At 64.3% G+C, this 26394-nt stretch carries 25 protein-coding genes; 13 read left to right on the top strand and 12 right to left on the bottom strand.

Features of this window, described 5'->3' with window-relative positions:
- Positions 1-99: 99 nt before the first annotated feature.
- The 3 genes from cimA to cysS form a co-directional block, all read right to left on the bottom strand.
- A complete protein-coding gene (gene cimA / locus AB7290_RS26660; RefSeq protein ID WP_085404830.1) occupies positions 100-1698 on the bottom strand; it encodes a citramalate synthase in 1599 nt (532 codons plus the stop codon).
- Positions 1695-2186 carry a GNAT family N-acetyltransferase gene (locus AB7290_RS26665; RefSeq protein WP_085404937.1) on the bottom strand — a complete coding sequence of 164 codons (492 nt, stop codon included), beginning with the start codon at positions 2184-2186 and terminating at the stop codon, positions 1695-1697. Before AB7290_RS26665 ends, cimA begins: the two co-directional genes overlap by 4 nt.
- Positions 2187-2301: 115 nt before the next feature.
- A complete protein-coding gene (gene cysS, locus AB7290_RS26670) occupies positions 2302-3684 on the bottom strand; it encodes a cysteine--tRNA ligase (RefSeq protein ID WP_085404831.1) in 1383 nt (460 codons plus the stop codon).
- Positions 3685-3973: 289 nt separating this feature from the next.
- Here cysS and AB7290_RS26675 point away from each other — a divergent pair, with 289 nt between their 5' ends.
- Complete coding sequence (locus tag AB7290_RS26675; RefSeq protein ID WP_085404832.1) at positions 3974-4279, top strand: hypothetical protein; 306 nt, start codon at positions 3974-3976, stop codon at positions 4277-4279.
- A gap of 130 nt (positions 4280-4409) precedes the next feature.
- On the top strand, positions 4410-5609 hold the full coding sequence (locus AB7290_RS26680; RefSeq protein ID WP_085404833.1) for a DUF2865 domain-containing protein: 1200 nt from the start codon (positions 4410-4412) through the stop codon (positions 5607-5609).
- A gap of 55 nt (positions 5610-5664) precedes the next feature.
- On the opposite strand, the gene AB7290_RS26685 is transcribed toward AB7290_RS26680, so the two are convergent.
- Positions 5665-6573, bottom strand: coding sequence for a DUF2189 domain-containing protein (locus AB7290_RS26685; RefSeq protein ID WP_063983984.1), 909 nt, complete (start codon positions 6571-6573; stop codon positions 5665-5667).
- A 545-nt stretch (positions 6574-7118) separates the two neighbouring features.
- Between AB7290_RS26685 and AB7290_RS26690 the strand changes: the two genes are divergently transcribed.
- The 5 genes from AB7290_RS26690 (at position 7119) to AB7290_RS26710 (ending at position 11645) form a co-directional block, all read left to right on the top strand.
- A complete protein-coding gene (locus AB7290_RS26690; protein ID WP_071915136.1) occupies positions 7119-7952 on the top strand; it encodes a cytochrome c oxidase subunit II in 834 nt (277 codons plus the stop codon).
- A gap of 74 nt (positions 7953-8026) precedes the next feature.
- The gene (locus AB7290_RS26695) at positions 8027-9805 is read left to right on the top strand and encodes a cbb3-type cytochrome c oxidase subunit I (protein WP_085404834.1); all 1779 of its coding nucleotides are present in this window, start codon (positions 8027-8029) and stop codon (positions 9803-9805) included.
- A complete protein-coding gene (locus tag AB7290_RS26700) occupies positions 9802-10506 on the top strand; it encodes a cytochrome c oxidase subunit 3 (RefSeq protein ID WP_085404835.1) in 705 nt (234 codons plus the stop codon). The genes AB7290_RS26695 and AB7290_RS26700 overlap by 4 nt, the downstream gene beginning before the upstream one ends.
- A gap of 14 nt (positions 10507-10520) precedes the next feature.
- On the top strand, positions 10521-11243 hold the full coding sequence (locus AB7290_RS26705) for a heme-copper oxidase subunit III family protein (RefSeq protein ID WP_085404836.1): 723 nt from the start codon (positions 10521-10523) through the stop codon (positions 11241-11243).
- A 9-nt stretch (positions 11244-11252) separates the two neighbouring features.
- Positions 11253-11645, top strand: a complete 393-nt coding sequence (locus AB7290_RS26710; protein ID WP_085404837.1) for a cytochrome C oxidase subunit IV family protein — start codon at positions 11253-11255, stop codon at positions 11643-11645.
- A gap of 154 nt (positions 11646-11799) precedes the next feature.
- Here the strand turns inward: AB7290_RS26710 and AB7290_RS26715 are convergent, their stop codons facing one another.
- Genes AB7290_RS26715 through AB7290_RS26725 form a run of 3 tightly spaced genes read right to left on the bottom strand, consistent with a single transcriptional unit; the run spans position 11800 to position 15321 of the window.
- Complete coding sequence (locus AB7290_RS26715; RefSeq protein ID WP_085404838.1) at positions 11800-13557, bottom strand: NAD+ synthase; 1758 nt, start codon at positions 13555-13557, stop codon at positions 11800-11802.
- 17 nt (positions 13558-13574) lie between these two features.
- Positions 13575-13928, bottom strand: a complete 354-nt coding sequence (locus AB7290_RS26720) for a diacylglycerol kinase (protein WP_063983991.1) — start codon at positions 13926-13928, stop codon at positions 13575-13577.
- A 4-nt stretch (positions 13929-13932) separates the two neighbouring features.
- A complete protein-coding gene (locus AB7290_RS26725) occupies positions 13933-15321 on the bottom strand; it encodes a class II 3-deoxy-7-phosphoheptulonate synthase (protein ID WP_085404839.1) in 1389 nt (462 codons plus the stop codon).
- Positions 15322-15503: 182 nt separating this feature from the next.
- Here AB7290_RS26725 and AB7290_RS26730 point away from each other — a divergent pair, with 182 nt between their 5' ends.
- On the top strand, positions 15504-16400 hold the full coding sequence (locus AB7290_RS26730; protein WP_085404840.1) for an alpha/beta hydrolase family protein: 897 nt from the start codon (positions 15504-15506) through the stop codon (positions 16398-16400).
- A gap of 2 nt (positions 16401-16402) precedes the next feature.
- Here the strand turns inward: AB7290_RS26730 and AB7290_RS26735 are convergent, their stop codons facing one another.
- Both AB7290_RS26735 and AB7290_RS26740 read right to left on the bottom strand, forming a co-directional pair.
- On the bottom strand, positions 16403-17713 hold the full coding sequence (locus tag AB7290_RS26735; RefSeq protein WP_085404841.1) for an ATP-binding protein: 1311 nt from the start codon (positions 17711-17713) through the stop codon (positions 16403-16405).
- Complete coding sequence (locus AB7290_RS26740) at positions 17710-18372, bottom strand: response regulator transcription factor (protein ID WP_085404938.1); 663 nt, start codon at positions 18370-18372, stop codon at positions 17710-17712. The genes AB7290_RS26735 and AB7290_RS26740 overlap by 4 nt, the downstream gene beginning before the upstream one ends.
- A gap of 227 nt (positions 18373-18599) precedes the next feature.
- Between AB7290_RS26740 and AB7290_RS26745 the strand changes: the two genes are divergently transcribed.
- From AB7290_RS26745 to AB7290_RS26755, 3 genes are all read left to right on the top strand, one after another.
- Positions 18600-19349 (top strand): COG4705 family protein, encoded by a 750-nt coding sequence (locus AB7290_RS26745; RefSeq protein ID WP_085404842.1) that lies wholly within the window; start codon positions 18600-18602, stop codon positions 19347-19349.
- A gap of 58 nt (positions 19350-19407) precedes the next feature.
- On the top strand, positions 19408-19809 hold the full coding sequence (locus tag AB7290_RS26750; protein WP_085404843.1) for a hypothetical protein: 402 nt from the start codon (positions 19408-19410) through the stop codon (positions 19807-19809).
- A 69-nt stretch (positions 19810-19878) separates the two neighbouring features.
- Complete coding sequence (locus tag AB7290_RS26755; protein ID WP_085404844.1) at positions 19879-20670, top strand: COG4705 family protein; 792 nt, start codon at positions 19879-19881, stop codon at positions 20668-20670.
- A gap of 11 nt (positions 20671-20681) precedes the next feature.
- Here AB7290_RS26755 and AB7290_RS26760 read toward each other — a convergent pair whose 3' ends face one another.
- Together AB7290_RS26760 and AB7290_RS26765 are read right to left on the bottom strand one after the other, a co-directional pair.
- Entirely contained in the window at positions 20682-20945 is a 264-nt protein-coding gene (locus AB7290_RS26760) for a hypothetical protein (RefSeq protein WP_063983997.1), read from the bottom strand.
- A 185-nt stretch (positions 20946-21130) separates the two neighbouring features.
- The gene (locus AB7290_RS26765) at positions 21131-22615 is read right to left on the bottom strand and encodes an aldehyde dehydrogenase family protein (protein ID WP_085404939.1); all 1485 of its coding nucleotides are present in this window, start codon (positions 22613-22615) and stop codon (positions 21131-21133) included.
- Between the two features lie 113 nt (positions 22616-22728).
- On the opposite strand from AB7290_RS26765, the gene AB7290_RS26770 reads away from it, so the two are divergent.
- On the top strand, positions 22729-23811 hold the full coding sequence (locus AB7290_RS26770; protein WP_085404845.1) for a substrate-binding domain-containing protein: 1083 nt from the start codon (positions 22729-22731) through the stop codon (positions 23809-23811).
- 126 nt (positions 23812-23937) lie between these two features.
- Here the strand turns inward: AB7290_RS26770 and AB7290_RS26775 are convergent, their stop codons facing one another.
- A complete protein-coding gene (locus AB7290_RS26775) occupies positions 23938-24729 on the bottom strand; it encodes a response regulator transcription factor (protein ID WP_135214413.1) in 792 nt (263 codons plus the stop codon).
- Positions 24730-25146: 417 nt separating this feature from the next.
- Between AB7290_RS26775 and AB7290_RS26780 the strand changes: the two genes are divergently transcribed.
- Positions 25147-26379 carry an acyl-CoA dehydrogenase family protein gene (locus tag AB7290_RS26780; RefSeq protein ID WP_085404940.1) on the top strand — a complete coding sequence of 411 codons (1233 nt, stop codon included), beginning with the start codon at positions 25147-25149 and terminating at the stop codon, positions 26377-26379.
- Positions 26380-26394 lie beyond the last annotated feature (15 nt).

A 26394-nucleotide genomic window follows, 5' to 3' on the forward strand; every position in this document is an offset into this window, starting at 1 on the left:
GACCGGGCGATCCAGTATTCCGAGACGCCAGAGAGCTGCCGAGAAGCCGCAGCGTACTGGATACCCCGCCTGCGCGGGGTATGACAGCCGTTGCGGGTCTTACGCCGGCGCCCCCGACTTCACCAGCTTGTAGATCACCGAGTCCATCAGTGCCTGGAACGAGGCGTCGATGATGTTCGGGGACACGCCGACCGTGGTCCAGCGATCGCCGTTCTCGTCCTCGCTCTCGATCAGCACGCGCGTGACCGCGCCGGTGCCGCCGTTGAGGATACGGACGCGGTAGTCGATCAGCGTCAGGCCCTCGATGTACTTCTGGTACTTGCCGAGATCCTTGCGCAGCGCGACGTCGAGCGCGTTGACGGGGCCGTTGCCTTCGGCGGCCGAGATCAAACGCTCGCCGGCGACGTCGACCTTGACCACTGCAAGCGCGACGGTGACGCGCTCGCCGTGCGAATTGTAGCGCTGCTCGACATTGACGTCGAACTGCTCGACCTCGAAATAATGCGGCACCTTGCCGAGCGTCCGCCGCGCCAGCAGATCGAACGAGGCGTTGGCGGATTCATAGGCGTAGCCGGCAGCCTCACGCTCCTTCAATTCCTCGACCAGCCGCGTCAGCTTGGGATCGCTCTTCTCGTAGGCAATGCCGGCCCGGTCGAGCTCGGCGATGACGTTGGAGCGTCCGGCCTGGTCTGACACCAGCACCTTGCGATGATTGCCGACCAATTCCGGCAGCACATGCTCGTAGGTCTGCGGGTCCTTCAGCACGGCGGAAGCATGAATGCCGGTCTTGGTGACGAAGGCGCTCTCGCCGACATAGGCCGCATGCCGGTTCGGCACGCGGTTGAGCATGTCGTCGAGCGTGCGCGAAACCTTGACGAGAGTTGCGAGCTTTTCGGGCGTGACGCTGATCTCGAAGGCGTCGGAAAACTCCTTCTTGAGCTTCAGCGTCGGGATCAGCGAGCACAGATTGGCGTTGCCGCAGCGCTCGCCAAGGCCGTTCAAGGTGCCCTGGATCTGCCGCGCCCCGGCCCGCACCGCGGCCAGCGAATTCGCCACCGCCTGCTCGGTGTCGTTATGGGCGTGGATGCCGACATGGTCGCCCGGGATGTGCTTCGTCACCTCGGCGACGATCGCTTCGATCTCGTTCGGCATGGTGCCGCCATTGGTGTCGCACAGCACCACCCAGCGCGCGCCGGCCTCATAGGCGGCCTTGGCGCAGGCGAGCGCGAAGTTTGAATCCTCCTTGTAGCCGTCGAAGAAGTGCTCGCAGTCGAGCATGACCTCGCGGCCCGCGGCCTTCGCCGCCGCGACGCTGTCGCGGATCGACGCCAGATTTTCTTCCTTCGTCGTCTCCAGCGCGACGCGCACCTGATAGGCCGAGGACTTCGCCACGAAGCAGATCGCATCGGCCTTCGCTTCAAGGAGCCCGGCCACGCCGGGATCGTTGGAGACCGAGCGCCCTGCCCGGCGCGTCATGCCGAAGGCGGTGAAGCGCGCATGCTTCAGTTTGGGCTTGGTGCCGAAGAACTCGGTGTCGGTCGGATTGGCGCCGGGATAGCCGCCCTCGACATAGTCGATGCCGAGATCGTCGAGCATCGCCGCGATGACCTGCTTGTCGGTCAGGGTGAAATCGACGCCGTTGGTCTGCGCGCCGTCGCGCAGCGTGGTGTCGAACAGGTAAAGGCGCTCCTTGCTCATTGTGCGGCTCCGAGCGTCTTCTTCATCGTGGTGTTGGCGAGCCACTCGTCGTTGATGGTGATGCTGTTGCGCTGCATGGCGACATAGCCGCGCTTGGCGAAGAAGTTTTGCGCGGTGTCGCTGGCATCGACCGACAGGCTGGTCGCGCCACGGCCGCCGGCGAGCTTTTCCAGCGCGTCCACCAGCATGGTCGCGATGCCCTGACCGGTCACGGCGGGATGCACATAGAGCATATGGATGTGATCGGCCCCGCGCAGCGAGGCGAAGCCGACGGGCGAGCCCTCCAGCGTGGAGACCAGCGTCAGATCGGCCGCGAGCCGCTTGCCGAACTCTTCGCTTTCCGCCGCCTCCATCCAGGCCTGCTGCTGCGCCTCGTTGTAGTCTTCGCCGGTCAGCTCCTCGATGCTTGCCGTGAAGATCGCGGCGAGGACCGGCACGTCATCAGGCAGGAACGGCCGCAAGCCGGGTTTTGGCAAAGTCTGTCCCATCGTCTTCACCACATCCCATAGAGTTTCAACGCCAGCGCCACGGCGGCCGCGAGCAGCAGGATCTTCAGCGCGATGTAATAGAGCCAGTGCCTTGGGAAAGGCGTGTCGGGCCGCTTCATCGCGCGACCTCCCACGTCGTCCCGTCCTTGGAGTCCTTGATCGCAACGCCCATCGCGGCGAGCAGATCGCGAATGCGGTCGGACTCTTTGAAGTCCTTGCGGCTACGGGCGGCCGTCCGCTCCGAGATCAGGCGCTCGACTTCCTTGGCATCGACCCCGCTGGCCTGTTGCTTGCGCCCTTCCCACTGCGCGGCGCTTTCGGAAAGGAAGCCGAGCAGGCGCAACGAGCCCGCCAACGCGCTCACGTCGCTGCCACGCAGACCGTGCAGCGCCGCGATCGCCAGCGGCGTGTTGAGGTCGTCGAGCAGCGGCTCGACCACGGACGCGGCCGGCAGGCCGGGCTCGGCGTCGGCCGCGACCCGATACCAGTCGTCGAGCGTCCGGGCGCTCTCCTCCAGCGACTTCAGGGTCCAGTCGATCGGCGAGCGGTAATGCGTCTTCAGCATGTTCAGGCGCAGCACCTCCCCCGGCCAATCCTTGAGCAACTCGTGGATCGTGATGAAGTTGCCGAGCGACTTCGACATCTTCTCGCTCTCGACCTGGAGGAAGCCGTTGTGCATCCAGTAGTTCGCCATGCGCTCCTGGTGGAAGGCGCAGCAGGTCTGCGCGACCTCGTTCTCGTGATGCGGAAACACGAGGTCGATACCGCCACCGTGGATGTCGAAATATTCGCCGAGATGCTTCCAGGCCATGGCCGAGCATTCGATATGCCAGCCCGGGCGACCCTGCGCAGCGATGCCGGCCGGCGACGGCCATGACGGCTCGCCCGGCTTGGACGGCTTCCACAGTACAAAGTCGGTGTTGTCCTTCTTGTAGGGCGCGACGTCGACGCGGGCGCCGGCGATCATCTCGTCCAACGAGCGATTGGACAGCGCGCCATAGCGCGGCAACCCGGAATTGGCCGCGTTCATCGCCTGCGGCGAGAACAGCACATGGTCCTCGGCAGCATAGGCAAAGCCACCCTTGACGAGCCTTTCGATGATCTCGCGCATCTCGCCGATATGCTCGGTCGCGCGCGGCTCGACAGTCGGCCGAAGCGCCCCGAGCGCGTCGACGTCGGCGTGAAACTGCTTGCCGGTCTGTTCAGTGACTTTCCGGATGGCCTCGTTCAGCGGGAGCCCCGGAAAATCGCGCGCGGCGCGGTCGTTGATCTTGTCGTCGACGTCGGTGATGTTGCGGACATACGTCACGTGCGCCTCGCCATAGAGATGGCGCAGCAGCCGAAACAGCACGTCGAACACGATCACCGGCCGCGCATTGCCGATATGGGCGAAGTCGTAGACGGTCGGTCCGCAGACATACATGCGGACGTTCTTCGCATCGAGCGGCACGAAGGTGCGCTTGTCCCGGCTCAGCGTATCGTAAAGGCGCAATTCCATATGGATACCCGTCGGCTGTTGGCCGGGCGTCCGAGGCTCTCAATGTTTTTGAGAAAAGACGGCTCCAGCCAGCGAATCGCTAGCTCGTAATCTCGCGGCAAATGCCACAAATGGCGAGGAGACCGTACATGCGGCCACATATGGGCTATCAGGCGCCCCCGCGTCAAGAGAGCCGCGAAAACGCCGTTTTATCTCCGCAAAGCGCGGCCGCCCCGCCTTGATGGTTCATCATCCTTAACCTTTTGAGTTTACTTGGAACCCGGCGGTTCCCTAAAGCCCCGGTGCACCCATGCGATCCCTGCTCGCGCTCGTCTCTTGTGCCTCCATCATCGCGGCATCCAGCGCGGTCGCCGAGACCCGCGTCTTCATCATCGCCAACCAGGCGGACGGCTACGGTGTCGACCAGTGCCTCGCCAAGGGTGAGAAATGCGGCGCACAGGTCGCGCGCACCTATTGCCAGTCACGCGATTTTGCCCTGGCCTCGGCCTACCGCCGGGTCGATCCCGACGAAATTACCGGCTCTGTCCCCAAAACTGGCGCAAACTGCTCCCATGGCCATTGCGACGAATATGTCGCAATCACCTGCCAGCGCTGAATTCCCTCGGAGCTGGGGGACCTTAGGACCAGTTTTCGGCCCCTGAAACGACGTGACGATGCCGCAGGAAGCGGCTATTGGAGGGCGCGCGTCGGCCCCCAAAATCACGCCGGGCCGTGACCTCGCTAGAATGGCGGATATGCCTGAATTTTTGTCTCTCTCCCGTGCCCGCTCCATCCTTGCCTGCACCGTGCTTCTGAGCACGGTCGTGCTCGCCAACGGTGCTTTCGCGCAAGCCGGCCCGCCCGGCCCGCCGCCTCAGCCCGGCCAGAACGGGCTTGGACCAAATCCGATGTGCGTGCGGCTGGAAGGCCAGCTCGCCGCGCTCGATCGTGGCGGCGGCGGTGGCGACCCCGCGCGCGAAGACCAGATCCGCCGCTATCAGGATTCCCAAGCCAAGCAGCAGGCCGAGCTCGACCGCGTCACCATGCAGGCCAAGCGCATGGGCTGCGATTCCTCCGGCTTCTTCTCGCTGTTCAACGGCCAGTCGGCGCAATGCGGCCCGGTCAACACCCAGATCCAGCAGATGCGCGCCAATCTGGACCAGATCACCGGCAATCTCGAACGCCTGCGCGGTGGCGGCCCCGGCGGCTTCAGCCCGGAGCGCGACAACCAGCGCCGCTCGGTGCTGGCGGCGCTGGCGCAGAACAATTGCGGCCCGCAATATGCCAACGCCGCGCAATCGCAAGGCGGCGGCAACTTCCTGAACAATCTGTTCGGCGGCGGCGGCAACAACCCCAACAATCCGCAAGGCGTGCCGCCCTCCGATCTCGGACCGCAATCCGGCACCTACCGCACCGTGTGCGTGCGCACCTGCGACGGCGCCTATTTCCCGGTCTCGTTTGCCACCGTGCCGGCGCGCTTCCCCGACGACGAGAAGACCTGCAAGGCGCTGTGCCCGGCCGCGGAAGCCGTGCTCTACACCCATCGCAATCCCGGCGAGGACATGAACTCCGCGGTCTCCACCAGCGGCCAGCCCTACACGGCGCTGCCGACCGCGTTCAAATTCCGCAGCGAGTTCAACCCGTCCTGCTCCTGCAAGGCCGCAGGCCAGACCTGGGCCGACGCGCTGAAATCCGCCGACGACAAGGCGGCGGCCGAGCAGCAGGGTGACATCATCGTCACCGAGGAGAGCGCCAAGAAGATGCAGCAGCAGCGGCTCAACAAGGGCACGCCCGCGACTGCCAAGAAGGGCGCGGCTCCCGCGCCGACGACGGCCAGTACACCGGCTGCGGCCGCGCCTGCGGATACCGGCACGGCCACCAATTCGTCGGAGAACAAGCCGATCCGCTCGGTCGGTCCGACGTTCCTGCCGCAGCAGCAGAAGTAGGCTCTAACCCGTCATGCCCCGCGAAGGCGGCCGCCAGGTGCGGCCGTCTTCGCTGTTACTGCTTACCCTCGCGGCTCCACGGGAAGAGATTGGCCGGAAAGTCCGCTGCGTAGCGCTTTCCCTTCGGGGGCGGCGGCGGCTCGTCCGGTGGATTCGGATTCGGCTCGACCACCCGCCGATAGAGGTGCCAGGTGGCATGACCGAGCACCGGCAGGACGACAGCGAGACCGACGAAGAACGGCAGCGAGCCGATCACGAGCAGCGCCGCGACGATGAGGCCCCATCCGGCCATCGCAACCGGATTCGCGGCCACCGCTCGGAGCGACGTGCGGATCGCGTCGATCGCAGTCGCATGCCGGTCGAGCATCAACGGAAACGACACGACGCTGACGCACAAGGCCACAACCGCAAACAGGAAGCCACAACCGCAACCGACGATGACGAGCGACCAGCCTTCCGGTGTCGTCAGCACCCGCGTTGCGAAGTCGGGAATGCTTGCGGCCGCCGCGTGACCGAAGATCGTGACATAGATTGCGTTCGCGACACCGATCCAGGCCCCGAACAGGACCAGCAGGAGCACGCCGAGCTCGACCATGGCGCCGAACGACGGTGCGCGCAGCACCTTGATCGCATCCCATGCATCGACCTCCTCGCCGCGCTCGCGACGCCGGCTGAGTTCATAGAGACCGATCGCGGCAAAAGGGCCGATCAAGGCAAAGCCGGCAGCCAGCGGAAACAGGAGCGGCAGCACCGAATAGCCGAGAACCATCCTGAACAGGACGAGACCGAGAACGGGATAAATCACGCACACGACGATCGCGTGGCTCGGCATCGCCTGGAAATCCTCCCAACCCAGGCGTAGGGCCTCGGTCAGGTCGGACAAGCTGATCTTGCGAATGGGGTAGGAGGCCGCTTCGCCGAACAGGTGCCGCTTTATGATGTTGTCGGGATAAAGAGTGGCCATGGACACGCCCTCCTCTGCTGAAAGTCGCGGCGGCAAACGGCGCGCTTTCCGGCCGCGCGTATCCGCCCTTATGTGCGGGAGACGCGATCGAGCCGAGTACGGCAGTTCCAGGCTCAACGAGGAAGGAGCTTAGCCGGACGAAACCCGTCGCGACCTGCGCCCCGAGCTTAGCGCGCGCGATCTGGAATGACCAGCGCTCCCGGCTGGGTGAATTGTGCGTCGCATATTTTGTGCGATGCATCACATCGAGAATGCGACCGAGGCTCGCCAGCTCGCACGGCAACATCGATCGCCCACGCCGCGTAAGCGTGTTGACATGCTATTGACGCCGGGTTCGCGGGGGATCATTTTAAATGCCTGGACGCCCCCAGCGGTCGCGGTCTTCCTCTTGAATATCGCGACTGGTTGAATGGGCGAGGCAAGAGGCGCGGTGATGGCGCATATGTCAGCATAGATGTCCGCGTAGAGAAAGTCCGCCATCGCGACAGACGTGAGCTCCGCCCTGGATTCGTATCCGTAGCCTTCGATGGCAAGGATGGATCAGGATGGCTGTCGCACTGATACTGCTTCTGGTCGCGATCGGCTCGGTGCTGTTTCACCTCTACAGCCCGTGGTGGTGGACGCCGATCGCCACGAACTGGGCCTATATCGACCACACCATCAGCATCACGTTCTGGATCACGGGATTCGTTTTCGTCGCGGTCATCGCCTTCATGGCCTATTGCGTCTTCCGCTTTCACCACAAAGAGGGAAGACGGGCCGACTACAATCCGGAAAACAAAAAGCTCGAATGGTGGCTGAGCGTCGGGACCGGCGTCGGAGTCGCGGCCATGCTGGCGCCTGGTCTCGTGGTCTGGCACCAGTTCGTGACGGTGCCTGCGGATGCCACCGAAGTCGAGGTCATGGGCCAGCAATGGCAATGGAGCTTCCGCCTTCCAGGCAAGGATGGGCGGTTGGGCACATCCGATGTCCGCAACATCGCTTCCGACAATCCGATGGGACTCAATCGTGACGACCCGCACGCGCAGGACGACGTCGTGATCGAGAACGGCGACCTGCACCTTCAAATGGGAAAGCCGGTCAAGGTTCTCCTCCGCTCGGTTGATGTCCTGCACGATTTCTACGTGCCCGAATTCCGCGCCAAGATGGACATGGTCCCTGGCATGGTGACCTACTTCTGGATAACGCCGATCCGAACCGGAACGTTCGATGTTCTATGTGCGGAGCTCTGTGGCGCTGCTCATTATCAGATGCGGGCCAAGGTCATCGTCGACGAAGAGCGTGAATATCACGCTTGGCTTGAGCAACAAAAGACGTTTGCCGAATTGTCGCCGGCAAGAGCTGTCGTGAAGGCGACGTACCAATCCGGTGGCAAGTAGCAGGCTGCCGCTGCGAAGATCGGGTGCACGAGGCCAATGCCTCACCCCCGATGGAAACGACCGAGGAGGTTTCTATGGTCGATATTCCATATGAAGGGATCGCAGGCATCCCGCCTGCCGAAGTACCTGAAGTCGAGCTCTATCATCCAAGGAGCTGGTGGACACGGTATGTCTTCTCGCAGGACGCCAAGGTGATCGCCATTCAGTATTCGCTGACGGCCTCGGCCATCGGGCTGGTGGCCCTGGTGCTGTCGTGGCTGATGCGACTGCAACTGGGATTCCCCGGCACCTTCTCTTTCATCGATGCCAACCAGTACCTCCAGTTCATCACCATGCACGGCATGATCATGGTGATCTATCTGCTCACCGCATTGTTCCTCGGCGGCTTCGGCAACTACCTGATCCCGCTGATGGTCGGCGCCCGGGACATGGTCTTCCCCTACGTGAACATGCTGAGCTACTGGGTCTACCTGCTCGCGGTCCTGGTGCTGGCCTCGACATTCTTCGTGCCCGGCGGCCCCACCGGCGCCGGCTGGACGCTATACCCGCCGCAAGCCATCCTCTCCGGAACGCCCGGGCAGGATTGGGGCATCATTCTCATGATGTCGTCCCTGATCCTGTTCATCATCGGCTTCACGATGGGCGGCTTGAATTACGTGGTCACGGTGCTGCAGGCGCGCACCCGCGGCATGACGTTGATGCGCCTGCCCCTGACGGTGTGGGGCATTTTCACGGCGACCGTCATGGCGTTGCTGGCATTCCCTGCACTCTTCGTTGCCTCGGTCATGCTGCTGCTCGACCGTCTCCTGGGAACCAGCTTCTTCATGCCCTCCCTCGTCGAGATGGGCACGCTTTCGAAATATGGCGGCGGCAGCCCGCTGCTCTTCCAGCACCTGTTCTGGTTCTTCGGCCACCCCGAGGTCTACATCGTCGCCCTGCCCGCCTTCGGCATCGTCTCCGATCTGATCAGCACGCATGCGCGCAAGAACATCTTCGGTTATCGCATGATGGTCTGGGCCATCGTGGGGATTGGTGCGCTCAGCTTCGTCGTGTGGGCGCACCACATGTATGTGAGCGGCATGTTCCCGCAATTCGGGTACTTCTTCGCCACCACGACGCTCATCATCGCAATCCCCACTGCGATCAAGGTCTACAACTGGGTGCTGACGCTGTGGCGCGGCGACATTCATCTCAGGGTGCCGATGCTGTTCGCCCTCGGCTTCATCATCACCTTCGTGAATGGCGGCCTCACCGGCCTCTTCCTCGGCAACGTCGTCGTGGACGTGCCCCTCTCGGATACGATGTTCGTGGTCGCGCATTTCCACATGGTGATGGGCGTGGCACCGATCATGGTCGTGCTCGGCGCGATCTATCATTGGTACCCCAAGGTCACGGGACGGATGCTGAACGACGTCCTGGGCAAGTTTCACTTCTGGGTCACCTTCCTCGGCGCCTACCTGATCTTCTTCCCCATGCACTATCTTGGACTGCTCGGGGTTCCGCGCCGGTATTTCGAACTCGGCGACACGGCGTTCATCCCGTCCTCGGCCCATACACTGAACGCCTTCATCTCCGTGGTGGCCTTGACCGTCGGCTTCAGCCAGATGGTGTTCCTGTTCAATCTTGCCTGGAGCCTGTTCAAGGGTGAGGCCTCAGGCGGCAATCCGTGGCGGGCGACGACGCTGGAGTGGCAGACGCCGGAGACGCCCCCAGGGCACGGCAACTGGGGCAAGGAGCTCCCGGTCGTGTACCGCTGGGCCTATGACTACAGTGTGCCCGGTGCTGCGGAGGACTTCATTCCGCAGAACCAGCCGCCACGCGCGACGCAGCTCGTTCAGGGAGCTGCTTCGTGAGCGCCATCATCCTGTTCCTGGCTGTGCTTGCGGTGATCGCCGGATGGTGGCTGTCGCAGCAGCGGCTGATGGCCAAGCCCTGGCTGGAGGAAGGCTCGGTCGGTGACTTCCCCGGCGGCGATAGCATGACCTGGCCGGCAGCGAAGGTCGGACTTGGCGTGTTTCTCGCTGTCGCGAGCACACTGTTCGTCCTCTTCATCAGCGCCTACTCGATGCGCATGAGCGTGGTGGACTGGCGGCCGCTGCCGGTCCCGCGGCTGCTGTGGGTCAACACGGGCGTCCTGGTCCTGAGCAGTGTCGCGCTGCAATGGTCGTACGTGGCTGCTGGGCGACACGATACCGAGAGCGTCAAGATCGGTCTGCTCGCCGGCGGAGCATCTGCCGTGATCTTCCTCGCCGGTCAGCTCCTGGCCTGGCAACGGCTCGGGGCTGCCGGATATTTCATGGCATCCAATCCGGCCAATTCCTTCTTCTACCTGTTGACTGCGGTGCACGGGCTGCATCTGACGGGCGGCCTGGTGGCCCTCGGGCGAACCTCGGCCAAGGTGTGGCGCGGCACCGAGATCGCCGACATGCGCTTGAGCGTGGAGCTGTGCGCCATCTACTGGCACTTCCTGCTGTTGGTCTGGCTTGTCCTGCTCGGGCTTCTCACGGGCTGGACCGACGATTTCGTCAACATCTGCCGTCAATTGCTGAGCTAGGGAGGCGAGACCAGATGGCTGAAACCGTGCTGACACATTCGGGCCAATCGCCTGCGCGGCTTGAAGGCTGGCGCGGCATCGCCGCCGACTGGGCGTCCGATCAGCGCGCCTTCAAGAACGTGTCCTGGGGCAAGGCCATGATGTGGATCTTCCTCCTCAGCGACACCTTCATCTTCAGTTGCTTCCTGCTCTCCTACATGACGGCGCGCATGTCCACGACCGTGCCGTGGCCGAATCCCAGCGAAGTCTTCGCCCTCAATATCGGGGGCAACCACATCCCCCTGATCCTGATCGCCATCATGACCTTCGTCCTGATCAGCAGCAGCGGAACAATGGCGATGGCCGTCAATTTCGGCTACCGCCGCGATCGCGTGAGAACCGCAATCCTGATGCTAGTCACGGCGGCCTTCGGCGCAACCTTCGTCGGAATGCAGGCGTTCGAATGGACCAAGCTGATCATGGAGGGCGTTCGACCCTGGGGCAATCCATGGGGCGCGGCGCAGTTTGGCTCAAGCTTTTTCATGATCACGGGTTTCCACGGCACCCACGTGACGATCGGCGTGATCTTCCTGATCGCGATCGCGCGAAAGGTCTGGCGGGGCGACTTCGACGTCGAGAGGCGCGGCTTCTTCACAAGCCGCAAGGGCTATTACGAGATCGTCGAGATCATGGGCCTGTACTGGCACTTCGTCGATCTCGTGTGGGTGTTCATCTTTGCATTGTTCTATCTTTGGTGAGGTCGGCGCATGACAAACGCGGCGGTACACATGGAAGGCCAGCTCCACGCTCCGGCGCACGGCGCAGTCGCAACAGCAGCCGTGCACGCCAAAGGGCAACAGCACCCGATCAAGCTCTACCTCGTGGTCTGGGGCTGGTTGTTCGTCCTCAGCACATGCTCCTACCTTGTCGACTACTTTGGCCTACACGGCTACCTCAGGTGGTCGCTGATCCTGCTGTTCATGGTGTTGAAGGCCGGCCTGATCGTCGCCGTCTTCATGCACATGGCCTGGGAGCGGCTGGCCCTCACCTATGCCATCCTGCTGCCGCCGATCGCGGTAATGGTGTTTGTGACCATCATGGTGCTCGAATCCGAATACACCCACTTGCTTCGGGTGATGTTTTTCGCAACCCCGTCGTAGCGGCAAGCTGATTTGCACCGTCATGCCCCGCGAAGGCGGGGCATCCAGTAACCCGTGTCAGCAGTCGGTTCCTACAATGCCCGCCACGGAGTACTGGATCATCCGCCTTCGCGGATGATGACAGGGGTGGGGCGCCATCGCCGCGCGGCTCGCATCAGCCCTCGAACGCGTCGATCGACGCCTTGCTGCCGCGCGAGACCAGCGTCTCGTCCGCCGCAGGCGACGGCTCGCCCTTATCGCGAAAGCGGTTGGTGATGGGATAGCGGCGGTCGCGGCCGAAATTCCTGGCCGTCACCTTCACGCCCGGTGCGGCCTGGCGGCGCTTGTATTCGGCGACGTTGAGCAGATGATCGATGCGGGTGACCGTCTCGCGGTCGAAGCCGGCGGCGATGATCTTGTCGAGCGGCTCCTCGCGCTCGATCAGACGCTCCAGGATGGCGTCGAGCACGTCATAAGGCGGCAGCGAGTCCTGGTCGGTCTGGTTCTCGCGCAGCTCCGCCGTCGGCGGGCGCGTGATGATATCGGGAGGAATCACCTCGCCCGCAGGCCCGAGCGCGCCGTCGGGCTTCCAGTGGTTGCGCAGCGCGGCCAGCCGAAACACCTGCGTCTTGTAGATATCCTTGATCGGATTGAAGCCGCCGTTCATGTCGCCATAGAGCGTGGCGTAGCCGACCGACATTTCCGACTTGTTGCCGGTCGTCACCACCATCAGCCCGGTCTTGTTGGAGATCGCCATCAGCAGCGTGCCGCGGGTGCGGGCCTGCAGGTTTTCCTCGGTGATATCGGGCGGCAGATTCTTGAAGATGCCGGACAGGATGGTCTCGAAGCCGGTCACGGCTTCAGCGATCGGCAGCACCTCGTAGCGGATTCCGAGATGCCCGGCGAGCTCGCCCGCGTCCGCGATCGAGCTCGCCGCGGTGTAGCGATAAGGCAGCATCACGCCATGCACCTGGTCGGCACCGAGCGCATCGACCGCGATCGCCGCGCAGAGAGCGGAGTCGATGCCGCCGGAGATGCCGAGCAGCACGCCGGGAAAGCCGTTCTTGGCGACGTAGTCGCGCAAGCCCAGCACGCAGGCCGCATAGTCGGCGCGGTCGCCCTCGGGCTGCGCGGCGATCGGCCCGGCGCAGCGCCAGTCGTCGCCGTTCCTGGTGAAGCCCAATGTGGTGACGCTCTCTTCGAACGCCGGCAATTGCGCCGCGAGCGAGAGATCGCCGTTGAGCGCAAAGGACGCGCCGTCGAACACCAGCTCGTCCTGGCCGCAAACCTGGTTGAGATAGACCAGCGGCAGGCCGCTCTCGGTGACACGCGCCACGGCGACCGAGAGGCGCACGTCGCTCTTGTCGCGGGCATAGGGCGAGCCGTTCGGCACCAGGATGATCTCGGCGCCGGTCTCGGCCAGCGTCTCGACCACGTTCTCGTAATCCTCGGACTCCTCCAGCCAGATGTCCTCGCAGATCGGTACGCCGATGCGCACGCCGCGCACGGTCACGGGACCTGCGGCCGGGCCGCGCGAAAACAGCCGCTTCTCGTCGAACACGCCGTAATTCGGCAGGTTGCACTTGAAGCGCAAGGCGGTGATTTTTCCGCCATCGAGCAGCGCGCAGGCATTATGGAGCCTGCCGTCCTCGACCCAGGGCGTGCCGACCAGCATCGCCGGGCCGCCATCGGCGGTCTCGCGCGCGAGCGCCTCGATCGCGGCGCGGCAGGCGTCCTGGAACGCCGGCTTCTGCACCAGATCTTCCGGCGGGTAGCCCGCGATGAACAATTCCGGAAACAGCACGAGATCGGCGCCGTCGGACCTGGCTTGCGCGCGCGCGGCACGCACCTTCGCGGCATTGCCTTCGATGTCGCCCATGGTCGGATTGAGCTGGGCGAGCGTGACCGCGAATACGTTGAGACGTTCGGTCATGGCCGCCGCACTCCGCTTCAGAGGAACCCCAATCGCTCGATGATGGCGATGATCCAGAACGCGCCGGCCATCAGCAGCGCAACGCCGACCGCGGCCGAGCCCATATCCTTGACCCGACCGATCTGCTTGTCGTGATCCATGGTCAACCGGTCGGCAAGCTTCTCGATCGCGGTGTTGAGCAGCTCGACAGTCAGCACGAACGCGACCGAACAGACCAGCTCGACCGCCCGCAGCGCCGTCGCGGCCACGAACCATGCCAGCGGCACCGACAGGATGAGCGCAAAAATCTCCTCGCGAACGGCCTGCTCCGACCGGAACGCGAAGGCCAGACCGTTGCGTGAATTGATCGTCGCCTTCCAGATCCGCAGCAAGGTGTTAGAGCCCCGCGGCGACCGGCATCGGCCTGGCCTTGCCGGCGCGTTCCTGCTTGAGGAGCTCCGCGATCAGGAAAGCCATGTCGATCGATTGCTCGGCATTGAGGCGGGGATCGCAGACCGTGTGGTAGCGGTCGTTGAGATCCTCGTCGGTGATCGCACGGGCGCCGCCGATACACTCGGTGACGTCCTGGCCGGTCATCTCCAGATGCACGCCGCCGGCGTGCGTGCCTTCCGCCGCGTGGATGGTGAAGAACGACTTCACCTCCGACAGGACGCGGTCGAACGGGCGCGTCTTGTAGCCTGACGTCGAGGTGATGGTGTTGCCGTGCATGGGATCGCACGACCAGACCACAACCCTGCCCTCGCGCTTCACGGCGCGGATCAGTCCCGGCAGATGGTCGGCGACCTTGTCGGAGCCGAAGCGGTTGATCAAGGTCAGACGGCCCGGCTCGTTGTCGGGGTTGAGCACGTCGATCAGCTTCAAGAGCTCGTCGGGCTTGAGCGACGGGCCGCACTTCAGGCCGATCGGGTTCTTGATGCCGCGGAAATATTCGACATGGCCGTGGTCGAGCTGACGGGTACGGTCGCCGATCCAGATCATGTGGCCCGAGGTCGCGTACCAGTCGCCGGTGGTGGAATCGACGCGGGTCATGGCCTGCTCGTAGCCGAGCAGCAGTGCCTCGTGGCTGGTGTAGAAATCGGTCGCGCGCAGCTCCGGATGGCTCTCGAGGTCGAGGCCGCAGGCCTGCATGAAGTTGAGCGCGTCGGAGATGCGGTCAGCCAGCTCCTTGTAGCGGCGGGACTGCGGCGAATCTTTCAGGAAGCCGAGCATCCATTGATGCACGCTGCCGAGATTGGCAAAGCCGCCGGTCGCGAACGCACGCAGCAGGTTCAGCGTCGCAGCCGACTGGCGATAGGCCATCAGCTGGCGCTGCGGATCCGGCACGCGCGCTTCCTTGGTGAAGGCGATGTCGTTGACGATGTCGCCGCGATAGCTCGGCAGCTCGACGCCATCAATCTTCTCGGTCGGCGACGACCGCGGTTTTGCGAACTGGCCGGCAATGCGCCCGACTTTCACCACCGGCACCGCGCCGGCATAGGTCAGCACCACCGCCATCTGGAGCAGCACGCGGAAGAAATCGCGGATGTTGTTGGCGCCGTGCTCGGCAAAGCTCTCGGCGCAGTCGCCGCCCTGGAGCAAGAAGGCCTCGCCGGCCGCAACGCGGGCCAGGGACTTCTTCAGATTGCGCGCCTCGCCCGCGAACACCAGCGGCGGAAAGGTCGCAAGCTGCGCCTCGACGTCGGCCAAGGCCTTGGCGTCGGGATAATCGGGCACCTGTAGCACCGGCTTGCTGCGCCAGGACTCGGGCGTCCACCGCTCGGACATCGCAATCTCTCCGTGAAGTAAAAAAGCACAACCTGATCTGTGGGTTGCGAGGGCCGCCTTATACACAGCCCGGTCCCCGGCCGCCAGTTGTAAATCCATTTCGCACTGCAAACCCTTGCGGGGAAAGCCGAATTCGCATTTGCTGAGGGCTGGCAAGGAAACCGGCAGGACATCGGCTGCCCATGGACGCGGCGCGCGACGACGTTTTCATCGACGAGATCACCTTCCCGGCGACGGACGGGTATCCGCTGGCAGGCACCCTGTTCCTGCCGCGCGGCACCAAACGCCATGCCGTGCTGATCAACTCCGCCACCGCGGTCCCGCGAAAGATCTATCGCGGCTTTGCCTCCTACCTCGCCCATCGCGGCTGCGCGGTCCTGACCTACGATTATCGCGGCATCGGCGATTCCCGGCAGCCGGCGATGGTCGGCTACAACCAGCCGAAATCGCTGGTCGGCTTCAGGGCCTCGATGTCGGACTGGGCCGCGCAGGATGTCACCGCCGCGGTGCGCTGGATGCGCGAGCGCTACACCACCCTGCCGCTCGCCTATGTCGGCCACTCCTTCGGCGGCCAGGCGCTGGGATTGATCGACAACAACAGCGACATCTCACGCGCCGCGTTCGTGGCCTCGCAGGCCGCGACCTGGCGGCTGATGGCGTCGCCGGAAAAATATCGCGTCTACACCTTCATGAATTTCGTCGGCGTACCGCTCGTCCACGCGCTCGGCTACGCGCCGGGCTGGGCCGGCATCGGCGAGGATCTGCCCAAGGGCGTCTTCCTGCAATGGGCCGACTGGGTCTCCAGCCCGCGCTATCTGTTCGACTCCAAATTGCCGGCGCTGGAGAACTTCGCAAAATTCAAGGGCGAGCTACGTGCGCTCTGCTTCTCCGACGATCCCTGGGCGACGCGGCCCGCGGTCGAGCTGCTCGCGAGCGGCTTCTCCGCGATCAAGCCGGAGGTGCTGACGGTCAAGCCGTCCGACGTCGGCGCCAAGGCGATCGGCCATTTCGGCTTCTTCCGCCCCGAGCACCGCGACACGCTGTGGCGCGGCGTGGCGGAATGGATCCAGGGGGAGTGACATTACGCGGCCGCCGCGGGCAGCTTGATGACGATCCGCAATCCGCTTCGTTCGCCCTCCGTGATGTTCGCAGCGTCGATCGATCCCCCAAGTCGATCGACAATCCGCTTGACGATCGAGAGGCCTAGACCGACGCCCTCGCCTTCCGGCCGCTGCCCACGGAAGAACGGCTCGAATATCCGGCCGATCTCGTTGGGGGACACGCCTGGTCCATTGTCCTCGATCCGAAGCACAGCCGTGGCGCCGTCCCGGTAGATCGCCACATCGATCCTGCCGCCCGCCGGCGTGAAGCGGAGCGCGTTGTCGAGAAGATTGCGGATCATGGCTGCGAGCATGACCGGCTCACCCCGCACCGGAACTGACTCGGCCCGTTCGAAACCAAGATCGACGCCGCGGCCGATCGCCTCCCGCAAGAGATCGGCGATGACGCTCTTCGCCGCGTGATCGAGCTCCAGGACCTCCCATTGCCCGCAATCGGTGGGCGCAGCGTCGTGTCGCGCCAGCGCAAGCAACTGCTCCAGAAGATGCTTGCTGCGACTCATGCCCTGCCGAAGCGCTGCAAGGCGCTCGCGCGCGGCCGGTGGCAGTTCGACGTGATCGAGATTCTCAGCCTGTACGCTCAACGCCGTCAGCGGTGTGCGCAGTTCGTGCGCGGCGTCCGCGATAAACCTTCGCTGCTGCCCTATCATCTCGTGCATGCGCTGCAACAGGCCGTTGATGGAAGACACGAACGGATTCAGTTCGCTTGGGAGGTCGCGAAGCGGCAACGCCGTCATGTCATCCGCACGCCGTGCGTTGAGTTCGTCCGCCAGCCGGACCATGGGCCGAAGCGATCCGGCAATGACCAAGGCGATCACCAGCATCAGGCAAGGGATCAGCGCGGCGATCGGAAGCACGGTGCGGAGCGCCATGTCACTTGCGATCTCATCCCTGACACCCGTGCTCTGGGCCACGGCAAACCGGCTGCCGTCGGATCGCGTCTTCAGCACCACCCGGACCGGCTTTCCCTGTCGCGTTGCATCGCGCATCCCATCCTGAAGCCGCCACAACTGGCGCTCCTCGGGTGTGCCTTGCGGCGCCCTGCCCAGCTCCATCAGCCAGACTTCGGAGTTTTCATCGACCCCATGGAGGTCCTGAGCGCCGGTGAAGCCACCGCTCTGAACGAGGCCCGCGATCTGGATCAGCACGGAGTCCTGCGTCTCGATCGCCTCATCGAATGCCCACCGGTGTGCGAAGACGCCTCCGATCAGCTCGGTCACCAGCACGATCGTCGTCAAGCTGATGAACAGCCGGCCGCGCAGCGAGTTGATCATGGCGCGCGATCCACCATCCATCCCATCCCGCGCACGTTACGGATCGCCTCCGTACCGAGCTTCTTTCGGATGGTGTGGATCAGGAATTCGACCGCATTGCTTTCGACCTCCTCGTTCCAGCCGTAAAGCTGCCGCTCGAGCTCGCTCCGCGACAGGATGGTGCCGGGGCGCGTCAACAAAGCCTGGAGCAGCGCGAACTCGCGCGCGGTCAGGAGGGCCGTTTGGCCAGACAGCGAAGCCTCGCGGGTCGCAGGATCGAGACTGAGCTTGCCGTTGCCAAGCACCGCGGGCGCACCGCTGCCTTCGCGGCGAAGCACCGCCCGCATCCGCGCCAGCAATTCGCGTATCTCGAACGGCTTGACCAGATAATCGTCGGCGCCGAGATCGAGGCCTTCGATCCTGTGATCGACGCCATCCCGCGCGGTGACGATAATGACCGGGCACCTGCAGCCATTCGCGCGCAACTGCCGCAGGATATCCCGACCGTCCGCGTTCGGCAGGCCGAGATCGAGCAGCAGGACTTCGTAGGATTCGCTCGCGGCGGCAAGCAGCGCGCTCTCGCCGTCTCTCACCCAATCGACGGCGTAAGCAGCATCCTTGAGCGCCTGTTCGACGGCGGCTCCAACCATCCGGTCGTCTTCGATCAGCAGTACCCGCAAAGCTCGATCCTCGAAACCGCCGGGCCATCCGGCCGTCAAAATCATGACCGTTCCGACTTAGCGCAGAGTTAGGGAACGCCAGCAGGCCCAAAATGCGGCGAAGGCCGCGCTGCATTGAAAATTCTCGCCCCTAAGCCCGGCCTAAGTCGCCTGCGCGACGGTCTCGCATCGCTTCGGCTTTGGGAGATTTGGGCGTGTCGCAATATTCAAGTTTTGGCGCAAGACGGATGCTGAACAAGGTTCCGGAGGTCACGGCGATCTTCTGGGCCATCAAGATTCTCTCGACCACGGTTGGCGAGACCGGCGCCGACTATCTCGCGGTGCATGTCGGCCTCGGCGCCGGCCCGACCGCGATCTGCATGAGCGGCCTGCTGGTCGCTGCACTGCTGCTGCAACTGAACCGCCGCATCTACGTGCCCTGGATCTACTGGCTGACCGTCGTTCTCGTCAGCATCGTCGGCACGCAGCTCACGGATCTCCTGACCGACAAGCTCGAGATCAGCCTCTACATCAGCACAGCGGCGTTCGCTTGCGCGCTCGCCGCGACCTTTGCGGTCTGGTACGGCGTCGAGCGCACGCTATCGATCCACAGCATCGTGACGACGCGGCGCGAGCTGTTCTATTGGACGGCCATCCTCTTCACCTTCGCGCTCGGCACGGCCGCAGGCGATCTTGCCACCGAAGCACTTGGTCTCGGCTTCCAGCTCGGCGTCGCAGCCTTCGGCGTGCTGATCGCGGCGGTGATGATGGCCTATTACTTCGGCGCCAATGCCGTCCTCACCTTCTGGCTTGCCTACATCCTGACCCGCCCGCTTGGCGCCTCGCTCGGCGATCTGTTGTCGCAGTCGCGCGAGTACGGCGGCATCGGACTCGGCACGATCCAGACCAGCATCGCCTTCCTGACCGTGATCGTCGGCCTCGTCGCCTGGGTGACCTTCGAGGGCGACGGCAGGCGCCGCGCCGATCCGGCGCAATAGCTTCAACCGCGAAATCCCGCTCCCTGCATGAAGCAGGAGCTCCACCAGGAGAAACCACATGATGAAACTGATTTCCGCCGTCGCCGTCTGCCTGCTGACGACCTTCACGGGCGAACCGCACATACACGCGAGCCAGCACTTCACCTTCGTGCCGCTCGCGGAGGCCGCGACCGCAAAGCTCGGCGATCTCACGCCGTTCCGAACCATTGTGGTCGACGTCGCCGCGCTGATCGACAACGGCGACCTCCCCGCTGCCAAGACGCGGATCAAGGACCTCGAGACCAAATGGGACGAGGCCGAAGCCGGATTGAAGCCGCGCGCGGCAGCCGATTGGCACACCGTCGACAAGGCGATCGACCGCGCGCTGGAGGCGCTGCGCGCGGGCGCGCCGGATGCGGCGAAGTGCAAACAGGCGGTCGCAGATTTGCTCGCGGCCATGGATACCGCCGCGAAGTCCTGACGCCTCTGCGCGCCATCATCCGGTCAGCCGCGGATCCCGGTCCGCGGCTGACGTATCAACGAGGACACCATGGAAGATCAGACCAAAAGCAATATCATCAGCGAGAGCAAGGTCCCCGAGGTCACGCTCGGTTTCTGGATCATCAAGATCGCCGCCACCACGCTCGGCGAGACCGGCGGTGACACCGTCACCATGACGCTGAACTGGGGCTATCTGGCCGGGACCTGCCTGTTCCTCGCGGCCATGATCGTCCTGGTCGCGGCGCAGGTCCGCGCGCGCAAATTCAATCCGGCACTGTATTGGGCCACCATCGTCGCATCGACCACCTTCGGCACCACGATGGCCGACTTCGCCGACCGCTCGCTCGGCATCGGCTATACCGGCGGCTCGACGCTGCTGCTCACTTGTCTCGTGCTGGTGCTCGGCCTCTGGTATCGCGCCGAGGGAACGATCTCGGTCAACAGCGTCAGCACACCGCGCGTTGAGGCGTTCTATTGGGGCGCGATCACCTTTTCGCAAACGCTGGGTACTGCGCTCGGCGACTGGATCGCGGATACCGGCGATATGGGCTATCGCGGTGGCGCATTGATCTTCGCGGCCGGACTCGCCGTTGTCGCAGCACTTTACTTCTGGACTCGCGTCTCACGCGTTACGCTGTTCTGGGCCGCCTTCATCTTGACGCGTCCGCTGGGTGCGACCGTCGGCGACTTTCTCGACAAGCCGCTCGACCACGGCGGCCTGGCGCTGAGCCGGCCGCTGGCCTCGGTCGTGATCGCAGCTTTTATGCTGGTGTGCCTGCTGCTGATCCCGCAACGCGCGGGGCAGCATCCCGGTGACGCCCCGGCGCCGGAGCAAGCCTGAATGGCCGAACGTTAGCGAATGATCGTCGTCAGAGACGAGTAGCGCCGGTTCGGCTTGGCCTCGCCCGGCGCAAACTGCGCGAAGGCCTCGCTGACGCGGACCGCCGGCGGCGTGTCGCTGGCGAAGCGGAATTCCTTCGGCCGCGGCGCGTAGAAGCTGGCGCTGTAATAGGCGTCGTCGAAACGCGCCTCGCCGACGCCGAACAATGCGTCGCAGACGAACAGGAGCGCATACACTCCTGCAACCGCCGCAACGATCTCCCTCAGAACAGACATGCCGATGCCCCAACCTTTTGCAGGCAGGATGCACGCCGGTTCCAAAGCGGAGGTTTAAGGCAGCAGCCTTCTTGTCCGCAGGGTTTTCCGCCACTGAGCGGAATGCAGACAATTTTATCGATTTCGAAAAAAGAGCCCGCCTGACCGGGATCAGGCGGGCCCAGGATTGGCCGATCGGGAGGTTATCAGACGGCCAGATTCATCCAGACAGCCTTCGGCTCGGTGAAATTGTCGAGCGCAGCGGTGCCGTGCTCACGGCCGAGGCCGGAGTCGCGCTCGCCGCCCCAGGGCAGGCGCACGTCGGTGTAGCCATAGGTGTTCATCCAGACCGTGCCCGCACGCGCCCGCTTGGCGAAGCGCTGGAGCTTGCCGATATCGCGGCTCCACACGCCGGCGGCGAGGCTGTAGGCCGTGCCGTTGGCGATCCTGAGCGCATCGGCCTCGTCCTTGAACTTGATGACGCTGACGACGGGGCCAAAAATCTCCTCCTGCGAGATCCGCATCTCGTGTGCGACGCCTGCGAACACCGCGGGGCTGATGAAATAGCCGCGATCTCCGACTTTCTCGCCACCGGTGACGAGGGTCGCGCCCTCCTTTTGGCCGATGTCGACATAGTCGAGGATCGACTTCATCTGCTTCTCGGAGATGACGGGGCCGAGCGCCGTCTTGCGATCGAGCGGGTCGCCGATCCTGAGCGATTTTGCGCGCGCAGCCAGCCGCTCCACGACTTCGTCGTAAGCCTTCTCCTGCACCAGCACGCGGGAGCCGGCCGAACAGACCTGGCCGGCATTGAAGAAGATGCCGGACGCCGCAGCCTTGGACGCCGCTTCGAGATCGGCATCGTCGAAAATGACGTTGGCCGACTTGCCGCCGAGCTCGAGCGAGACGCGCTTGAAGTTGCTGGCCGCGCCCTTCATGATTCCACGGCCCACGCCGGGCGAGCCGGTGAAGGTCACCTTGTCGACATCGGGGTGATTGACCAGCGCGTCGCCGACGACGCGGCCCGGCCCGGTGACGACGTTGAAGACACCCGCCGGCAGGCCCGCCTCGAGCGCGAGCTCGGCGATGCGCAGCGCCGACAGCGAGGTCAGCTCGGCCGGCTTCATCACGATGGTGCAGCCGCAGGCCAGCGCCGGCGCCAGCTTCCACATGCCGATCATCAGCGGGAAATTCCACGGCACGATCGCCGCGACCACGCCGACCGGCTCGCGCACTGTATAAGTCAATGCATCGTCACGTACCGGCACGACGTCGCCGCTGATCTTGTCGGCCCAGCCGGCGTAGTAGATCAGCGTGTCGACCGCGGCCGGAAAGTCCTGGCGCGTCGTCGCTGAGATCGGCTTACCGGCATCGATCGACTCGAGCTCGATGATTTCTTCGGAGTGCTGCTTGAGCAGGTCCGCCCAGCGCAGCAGGATCTGGCCACGCTCGGAGGCACGCATCGTACGCCACGGGCCTTCGAACGCGCGCCGCGCGGCGGCGACCGCATGCTCGACATCGGCCTCGCCGCCTTCGGCGACGACGGCGATGACCTGCCCGGTGGCGGGATTGAGGGATTTGAAGGTACGGCCGGAGCTGGCGGGGACGCGGCGGCCGTCGATCAGCAGATGCTGCGGCCGGGCCATGAATTCGGTGGCCGGCGAATGCGCAAAGTCATATGCAACAGACATCATATTTCCTCCTGTTCTGGTATACCAGATTAGGCGGCTATTGGCCGGAGTAAATATGATATGGTTTGCCGATGGACGCCTCACATATGAAGCGAAGTTCATAAGGAAGCCCAATGCTTCAGATCGAGATCGAGGCCGTCTGGCGATTTCGCCACGAGGGCAGCCCGCGCACCGCCGTGATCATGCTCGGCGTGCTCAACGAAATCCGGAAGACCGGAAAGATCACGAGCGCGGCCAGCGATGTGCACCTGTCCTACCGGCACGTCTGGAATCTGATCGAGCAATGGTCGGAGTTCTTTGGAACCCCTCTGGTCGAGACCCAGCGCGGCAAGGGGTCAAAGCTCACGCCGTTCGGCGAGCGGCTGGTGTGGGCCGGCGAACGCATGCAGGCCCGGCTCGGGCCACAGCTCGAAAATCTGGCGCAGGAGCTGGCGAGCGAGATAAAGCCGTTCCTCGAACAGCGCCCTTCGGTGATCCGCGTTCATGCCAGCCACGGCTTTGCCGTGGCAAAACTGCGCGAATTCCTCGATCGCGAGCCCGGCATCGGCGTCGATTTGCGCTATGTCAGCAACCAGCATTCGCTGGTCTCGCTGGCGCAGGGCGCCTGCGATCTCTCCGGCCTGCATCTGCCGCACGGGGCGTTGCGGGCGCAAGGCATCAAGGCGGCGCGCGAATGGCTGGATCCGCGCGAGGATCGCATCATCAGTTTCGTCACGCGCGAGATGGGGCTGATGGTCGCGCGCGGCAATCCGCTGCGTATCGCCTCGCTTCATGACCTCACCGGACCAAAAGTCCGCTTCGTCAACCGCGACCATGATTCCGGCACGCGCCTGTTGTTCGACCAGTTGCTTGCCGCGAGCGGCATCGACGAGAGCAAGATCAACGGCGCGCAGCAGATCGAGTTCACCCACGCGGCCGTCGCGGCCTATGTCGCGAGCGGCATGGCGGATGCGAGTTTTGGTGTCGAGGCGGCCGCGCGCCACTTCGGCCTCGATTTCATCCGCATCCTCACCGAGGATTATTTCTTCGTCTGCAAGCGCGCCTTCCTCGATACCGGGCCGATGCAGCGCATCCTGGAGATCATGCGCAGCGCCGATTTCCGCGCCGCCGTCGCCACGCTGCCCGGCTACGTGCCGTCGGATACCGGTAACGTGACCGGCGTGAAGGCGTTTCTGGAGATGCACGCCGTGCGATGATGCTCGGCTCGGCAACGAGCTCACGTCCGGCCGATGGGATACGCGTTACGGGAACTATCGGCAGCGTCCGGCCTTCGTCGGCTCGCTCAAGCTGATCGTCAACCACATCTAACCCGGCGCGGCACCTTATTGCCGAGCGCTCGGACTCAGCAGGCAGGCCGCAAGCTCGGTGCGGTTGTGCACGCCGAAGCGTCGGCACAGGTTCGCGACGTGCTCCTTCACGGTCTGATCGGAAATCCCCATCTCGCGGGCGATTTCCTTGTTGGTCTGGCCGCGGCAGACCCGGATGGCGACGTCCGCGGACCGTGGCGGAAGCGATGCCGAGAGCGTCGCCACCGGCGTCGTTGCCGGCTCGGGGACCCGGATTGCGGCAGGATGGGCGTCGATCGCGCCCGCGTTCGTCATGTTGGTCAAAGCGAGCGAGCCGGCCCGACACAGCATCTCCATGCGCTGCCGCGACCGCATCGTGTACGGCGCGTCCGTATCAGTCGTCGCCGTAAACAGCACGCCGACGATCTTCTGCCCGCACCACAACGGTCCGCCCATGTTGTATGCAAAGCCCCACTCGTGCAGCATCTCGAAGGACGGACTGTGCCGCCATTGCTGCGGACCGATCACCGTTTCGCCGTCGACCGCGCGGCCTTGGGTCATGATGCAGTCGAGCACGGGGTCGCGCTTCCAGAAGCCGGCCCTGTAATTGTCGAGCAGGCCTTCTGCGACGTGCCGGCTGTAGACCAGTTCCGGTTCGAGCCCGTCGAGCAAATAGAGGCCGACGGTCGGCGATCCCGTCAATTCCGTGATCGCCGAGCAGCAGGCAATGCCAAGGGCGCGCACCGAGCGGCTCTCGGCGATGGACATCAGCCGATCTGCGAGCTGGCGCTCGGGCAGACCATCCAAATGCTCCTGCTCGGCTCTCACCGCCACTCCTCGCGCGAACGCGCGGTGCCCTCGGACACGCGCGCGTCATTGCCGATTGTTATAGGCTTAAAATTTCTGCCTCACCTGACCTTTGGTCAAGCGAAAAGAAGCGGCAAAACATGGCTCTCCCGGCCCAGCTTTGCGGCAGAGCAGCATGGCCAACCCCCCCCATGATGGGGGATTGCTGCTTTAGCCGCCTCATCTCTAGCATCCTGGCCATCGGGATCGCGTAACGACGTTCGCGCGGTTCCGACGGGGACATCTCGACACCAACGCGAGCCGTTCGTCGCGCGCACCAACAGTCTTTGGCCGTGTGAGCGGAGTCTTGCCCGCAAGCGGCGTGTTCCGCCCGACCCAGATCTTCGCGTCCAGCAGCGTTTCGCGAAAAACCAACAGCCCGACGTGGAGACACCGACCATGAGCCCTTCCGTGCAACTCGCCGTAAAACCTTCCGCGACCCCGACGGTGGCCGAGTTCCATGCGCGCCTCGACGCGCTGCTACCGCTGGTCGAATCCAGGGCCGCGGAGGCCGAGGCACAGGGCTATCTGACTGACGATGTGGTGGCGGCGCTGCGCAAGGCCGGCATCTACACCATGCTGTTCCCGAAGGAGGTCGGCGGCGCCGAGCTTCTGCCTTACGACGCCATGACCGTGATCGAGCGGCTCGCTTACGCACACGCCTCCGCCGGCTGGTGCGTCATCGGCAACAACATGGAAGGCACGACGCTCGCCATCTACATCGAGGACGAAGGCATCAAGAAAGTCTTCGCGGGCGGGCCCGACATTACGATTGCCGGCAACGGCGTGCCGCGCGGCTTCGCCCGACCGGTCGATGGCGGTTACATGATCCGCGGTAACTGGGCCTATGGCAGCGGCATTCAGCACGCCGAGTGGGTCCATTCAGGCTGCTTCGTCACCGACGCATCCGGCAAAGACATGGTGTTCGGCCCGAACGGCCAGCCCAAGATCGTCGTCACCCACCATCCGCGCGCGACCATCAAGTTGATGGGCAATTGGGACGTGCTCGGCCTGCGCGCGACGGGAAGTTTCGACTACACTTTGAGCGAGGGCGACGAGCTGTTCGTACCCACGGACATGACCTACGATTTTGACATTGGCGCGCCGCGCCGAGGTGGCGTGCAGGGTGCGCTGGGACTGGCGGGCTACAGCGCCTGGGCGCATTCCGCCTGGGCCGTCGGTGTCGGCCGCCGCATGCTCGACGAACTCGTCAAGGTGATCGTTCAGCGCCAGGATCCATTCGGCAAGTCGCGCGACAGCGCGAGCTTCAAGTTCCAGTTTGCGCAGGCCGAAGCTCGTTTCCGCGCAGCACGTGCGTTGGTCCACGAAACCTGGAAGGACGTCTCGGAGACTTGCGCCGGCGGCGAAAGTCCGTCGCTGGAGCAGATGACGATGATCAAGCTGTCACTGCGCCACGTCCACGACGTTCTGTCGGATGTCGCCACCTTCGCGCATCGCGCCGCGCGCGGCGCCTCGCTGCACAACACGCCGATGCAGCGGTTCTATCGCGACATCCATTCGGGCACGCAGCACATCCTGATGGCCGACCAGATCGTCGAAGAGTGCGGCCGCGCGCTGCTCGGCCTCCCCGGCCCTGGTGCGCAATGGACGGTCTTCGGGGTGACGGGCTGAGCAAGCGACCAGACA

Source organism: Bradyrhizobium sp. 613_E4_N2_2 (assembly GCF_052075995.1).
GTDB classification, from domain to species: Bacteria; Pseudomonadota; Alphaproteobacteria; order Rhizobiales; family Xanthobacteraceae; genus Bradyrhizobium; species Bradyrhizobium barranii.

What these genes read in the sequence shown, in the direction of transcription:
- AB7290_RS26680 (WP_085404833.1), top strand. Translation starts at nt 4,410, where the DNA reads ATGGCGGATATGCCTGAATTTTTGTCTCTCTCCCGTGCCCGCTCCATC.
- cimA (WP_085404830.1), bottom strand. Translation starts at nt 1,698, where the DNA reads ATGAGCAAGGAGCGCCTTTACCTGTTCGACACCACGCTGCGCGACGGC.
- AB7290_RS26705 (WP_085404836.1), top strand. Translation starts at nt 10,521, where the DNA reads ATGGCTGAAACCGTGCTGACACATTCGGGCCAATCGCCTGCGCGGCTT.
- AB7290_RS26750 (WP_085404843.1), top strand. Translation starts at nt 19,408, where the DNA reads ATGATGAAACTGATTTCCGCCGTCGCCGTCTGCCTGCTGACGACCTTC.
- AB7290_RS26690 (WP_071915136.1), top strand. Translation starts at nt 7,119, where the DNA reads ATGGCTGTCGCACTGATACTGCTTCTGGTCGCGATCGGCTCGGTGCTG.
- AB7290_RS26685 (WP_063983984.1), bottom strand. Translation starts at nt 6,573, where the DNA reads ATGGCCACTCTTTATCCCGACAACATCATAAAGCGGCACCTGTTCGGC.
- AB7290_RS26755 (WP_085404844.1), top strand. Translation starts at nt 19,879, where the DNA reads ATGGAAGATCAGACCAAAAGCAATATCATCAGCGAGAGCAAGGTCCCC.
- AB7290_RS26710 (WP_085404837.1), top strand. Translation starts at nt 11,253, where the DNA reads ATGACAAACGCGGCGGTACACATGGAAGGCCAGCTCCACGCTCCGGCG.
- AB7290_RS26725 (WP_085404839.1), bottom strand. Translation starts at nt 15,321, where the DNA reads ATGTCCGAGCGGTGGACGCCCGAGTCCTGGCGCAGCAAGCCGGTGCTA.
- AB7290_RS26715 (WP_085404838.1), bottom strand. Translation starts at nt 13,557, where the DNA reads ATGACCGAACGTCTCAACGTATTCGCGGTCACGCTCGCCCAGCTCAAT.
- AB7290_RS26735 (WP_085404841.1), bottom strand. Translation starts at nt 17,713, where the DNA reads ATGATCAACTCGCTGCGCGGCCGGCTGTTCATCAGCTTGACGACGATC.
- AB7290_RS26730 (WP_085404840.1), top strand. Translation starts at nt 15,504, where the DNA reads ATGGACGCGGCGCGCGACGACGTTTTCATCGACGAGATCACCTTCCCG.
- AB7290_RS26760 (WP_063983997.1), bottom strand. Translation starts at nt 20,945, where the DNA reads ATGTCTGTTCTGAGGGAGATCGTTGCGGCGGTTGCAGGAGTGTATGCG.
- AB7290_RS26780 (WP_085404940.1), top strand. Translation starts at nt 25,147, where the DNA reads ATGAGCCCTTCCGTGCAACTCGCCGTAAAACCTTCCGCGACCCCGACG.
- cysS (WP_085404831.1), bottom strand. Translation starts at nt 3,684, where the DNA reads ATGGAATTGCGCCTTTACGATACGCTGAGCCGGGACAAGCGCACCTTC.
- AB7290_RS26765 (WP_085404939.1), bottom strand. Translation starts at nt 22,615, where the DNA reads ATGTCTGTTGCATATGACTTTGCGCATTCGCCGGCCACCGAATTCATG.
- AB7290_RS26770 (WP_085404845.1), top strand. Translation starts at nt 22,729, where the DNA reads ATGCTTCAGATCGAGATCGAGGCCGTCTGGCGATTTCGCCACGAGGGC.
- AB7290_RS26665 (WP_085404937.1), bottom strand. Translation starts at nt 2,186, where the DNA reads ATGGGACAGACTTTGCCAAAACCCGGCTTGCGGCCGTTCCTGCCTGAT.
- AB7290_RS26745 (WP_085404842.1), top strand. Translation starts at nt 18,600, where the DNA reads ATGCTGAACAAGGTTCCGGAGGTCACGGCGATCTTCTGGGCCATCAAG.
- AB7290_RS26695 (WP_085404834.1), top strand. Translation starts at nt 8,027, where the DNA reads ATGGTCGATATTCCATATGAAGGGATCGCAGGCATCCCGCCTGCCGAA.
- AB7290_RS26675 (WP_085404832.1), top strand. Translation starts at nt 3,974, where the DNA reads ATGCGATCCCTGCTCGCGCTCGTCTCTTGTGCCTCCATCATCGCGGCA.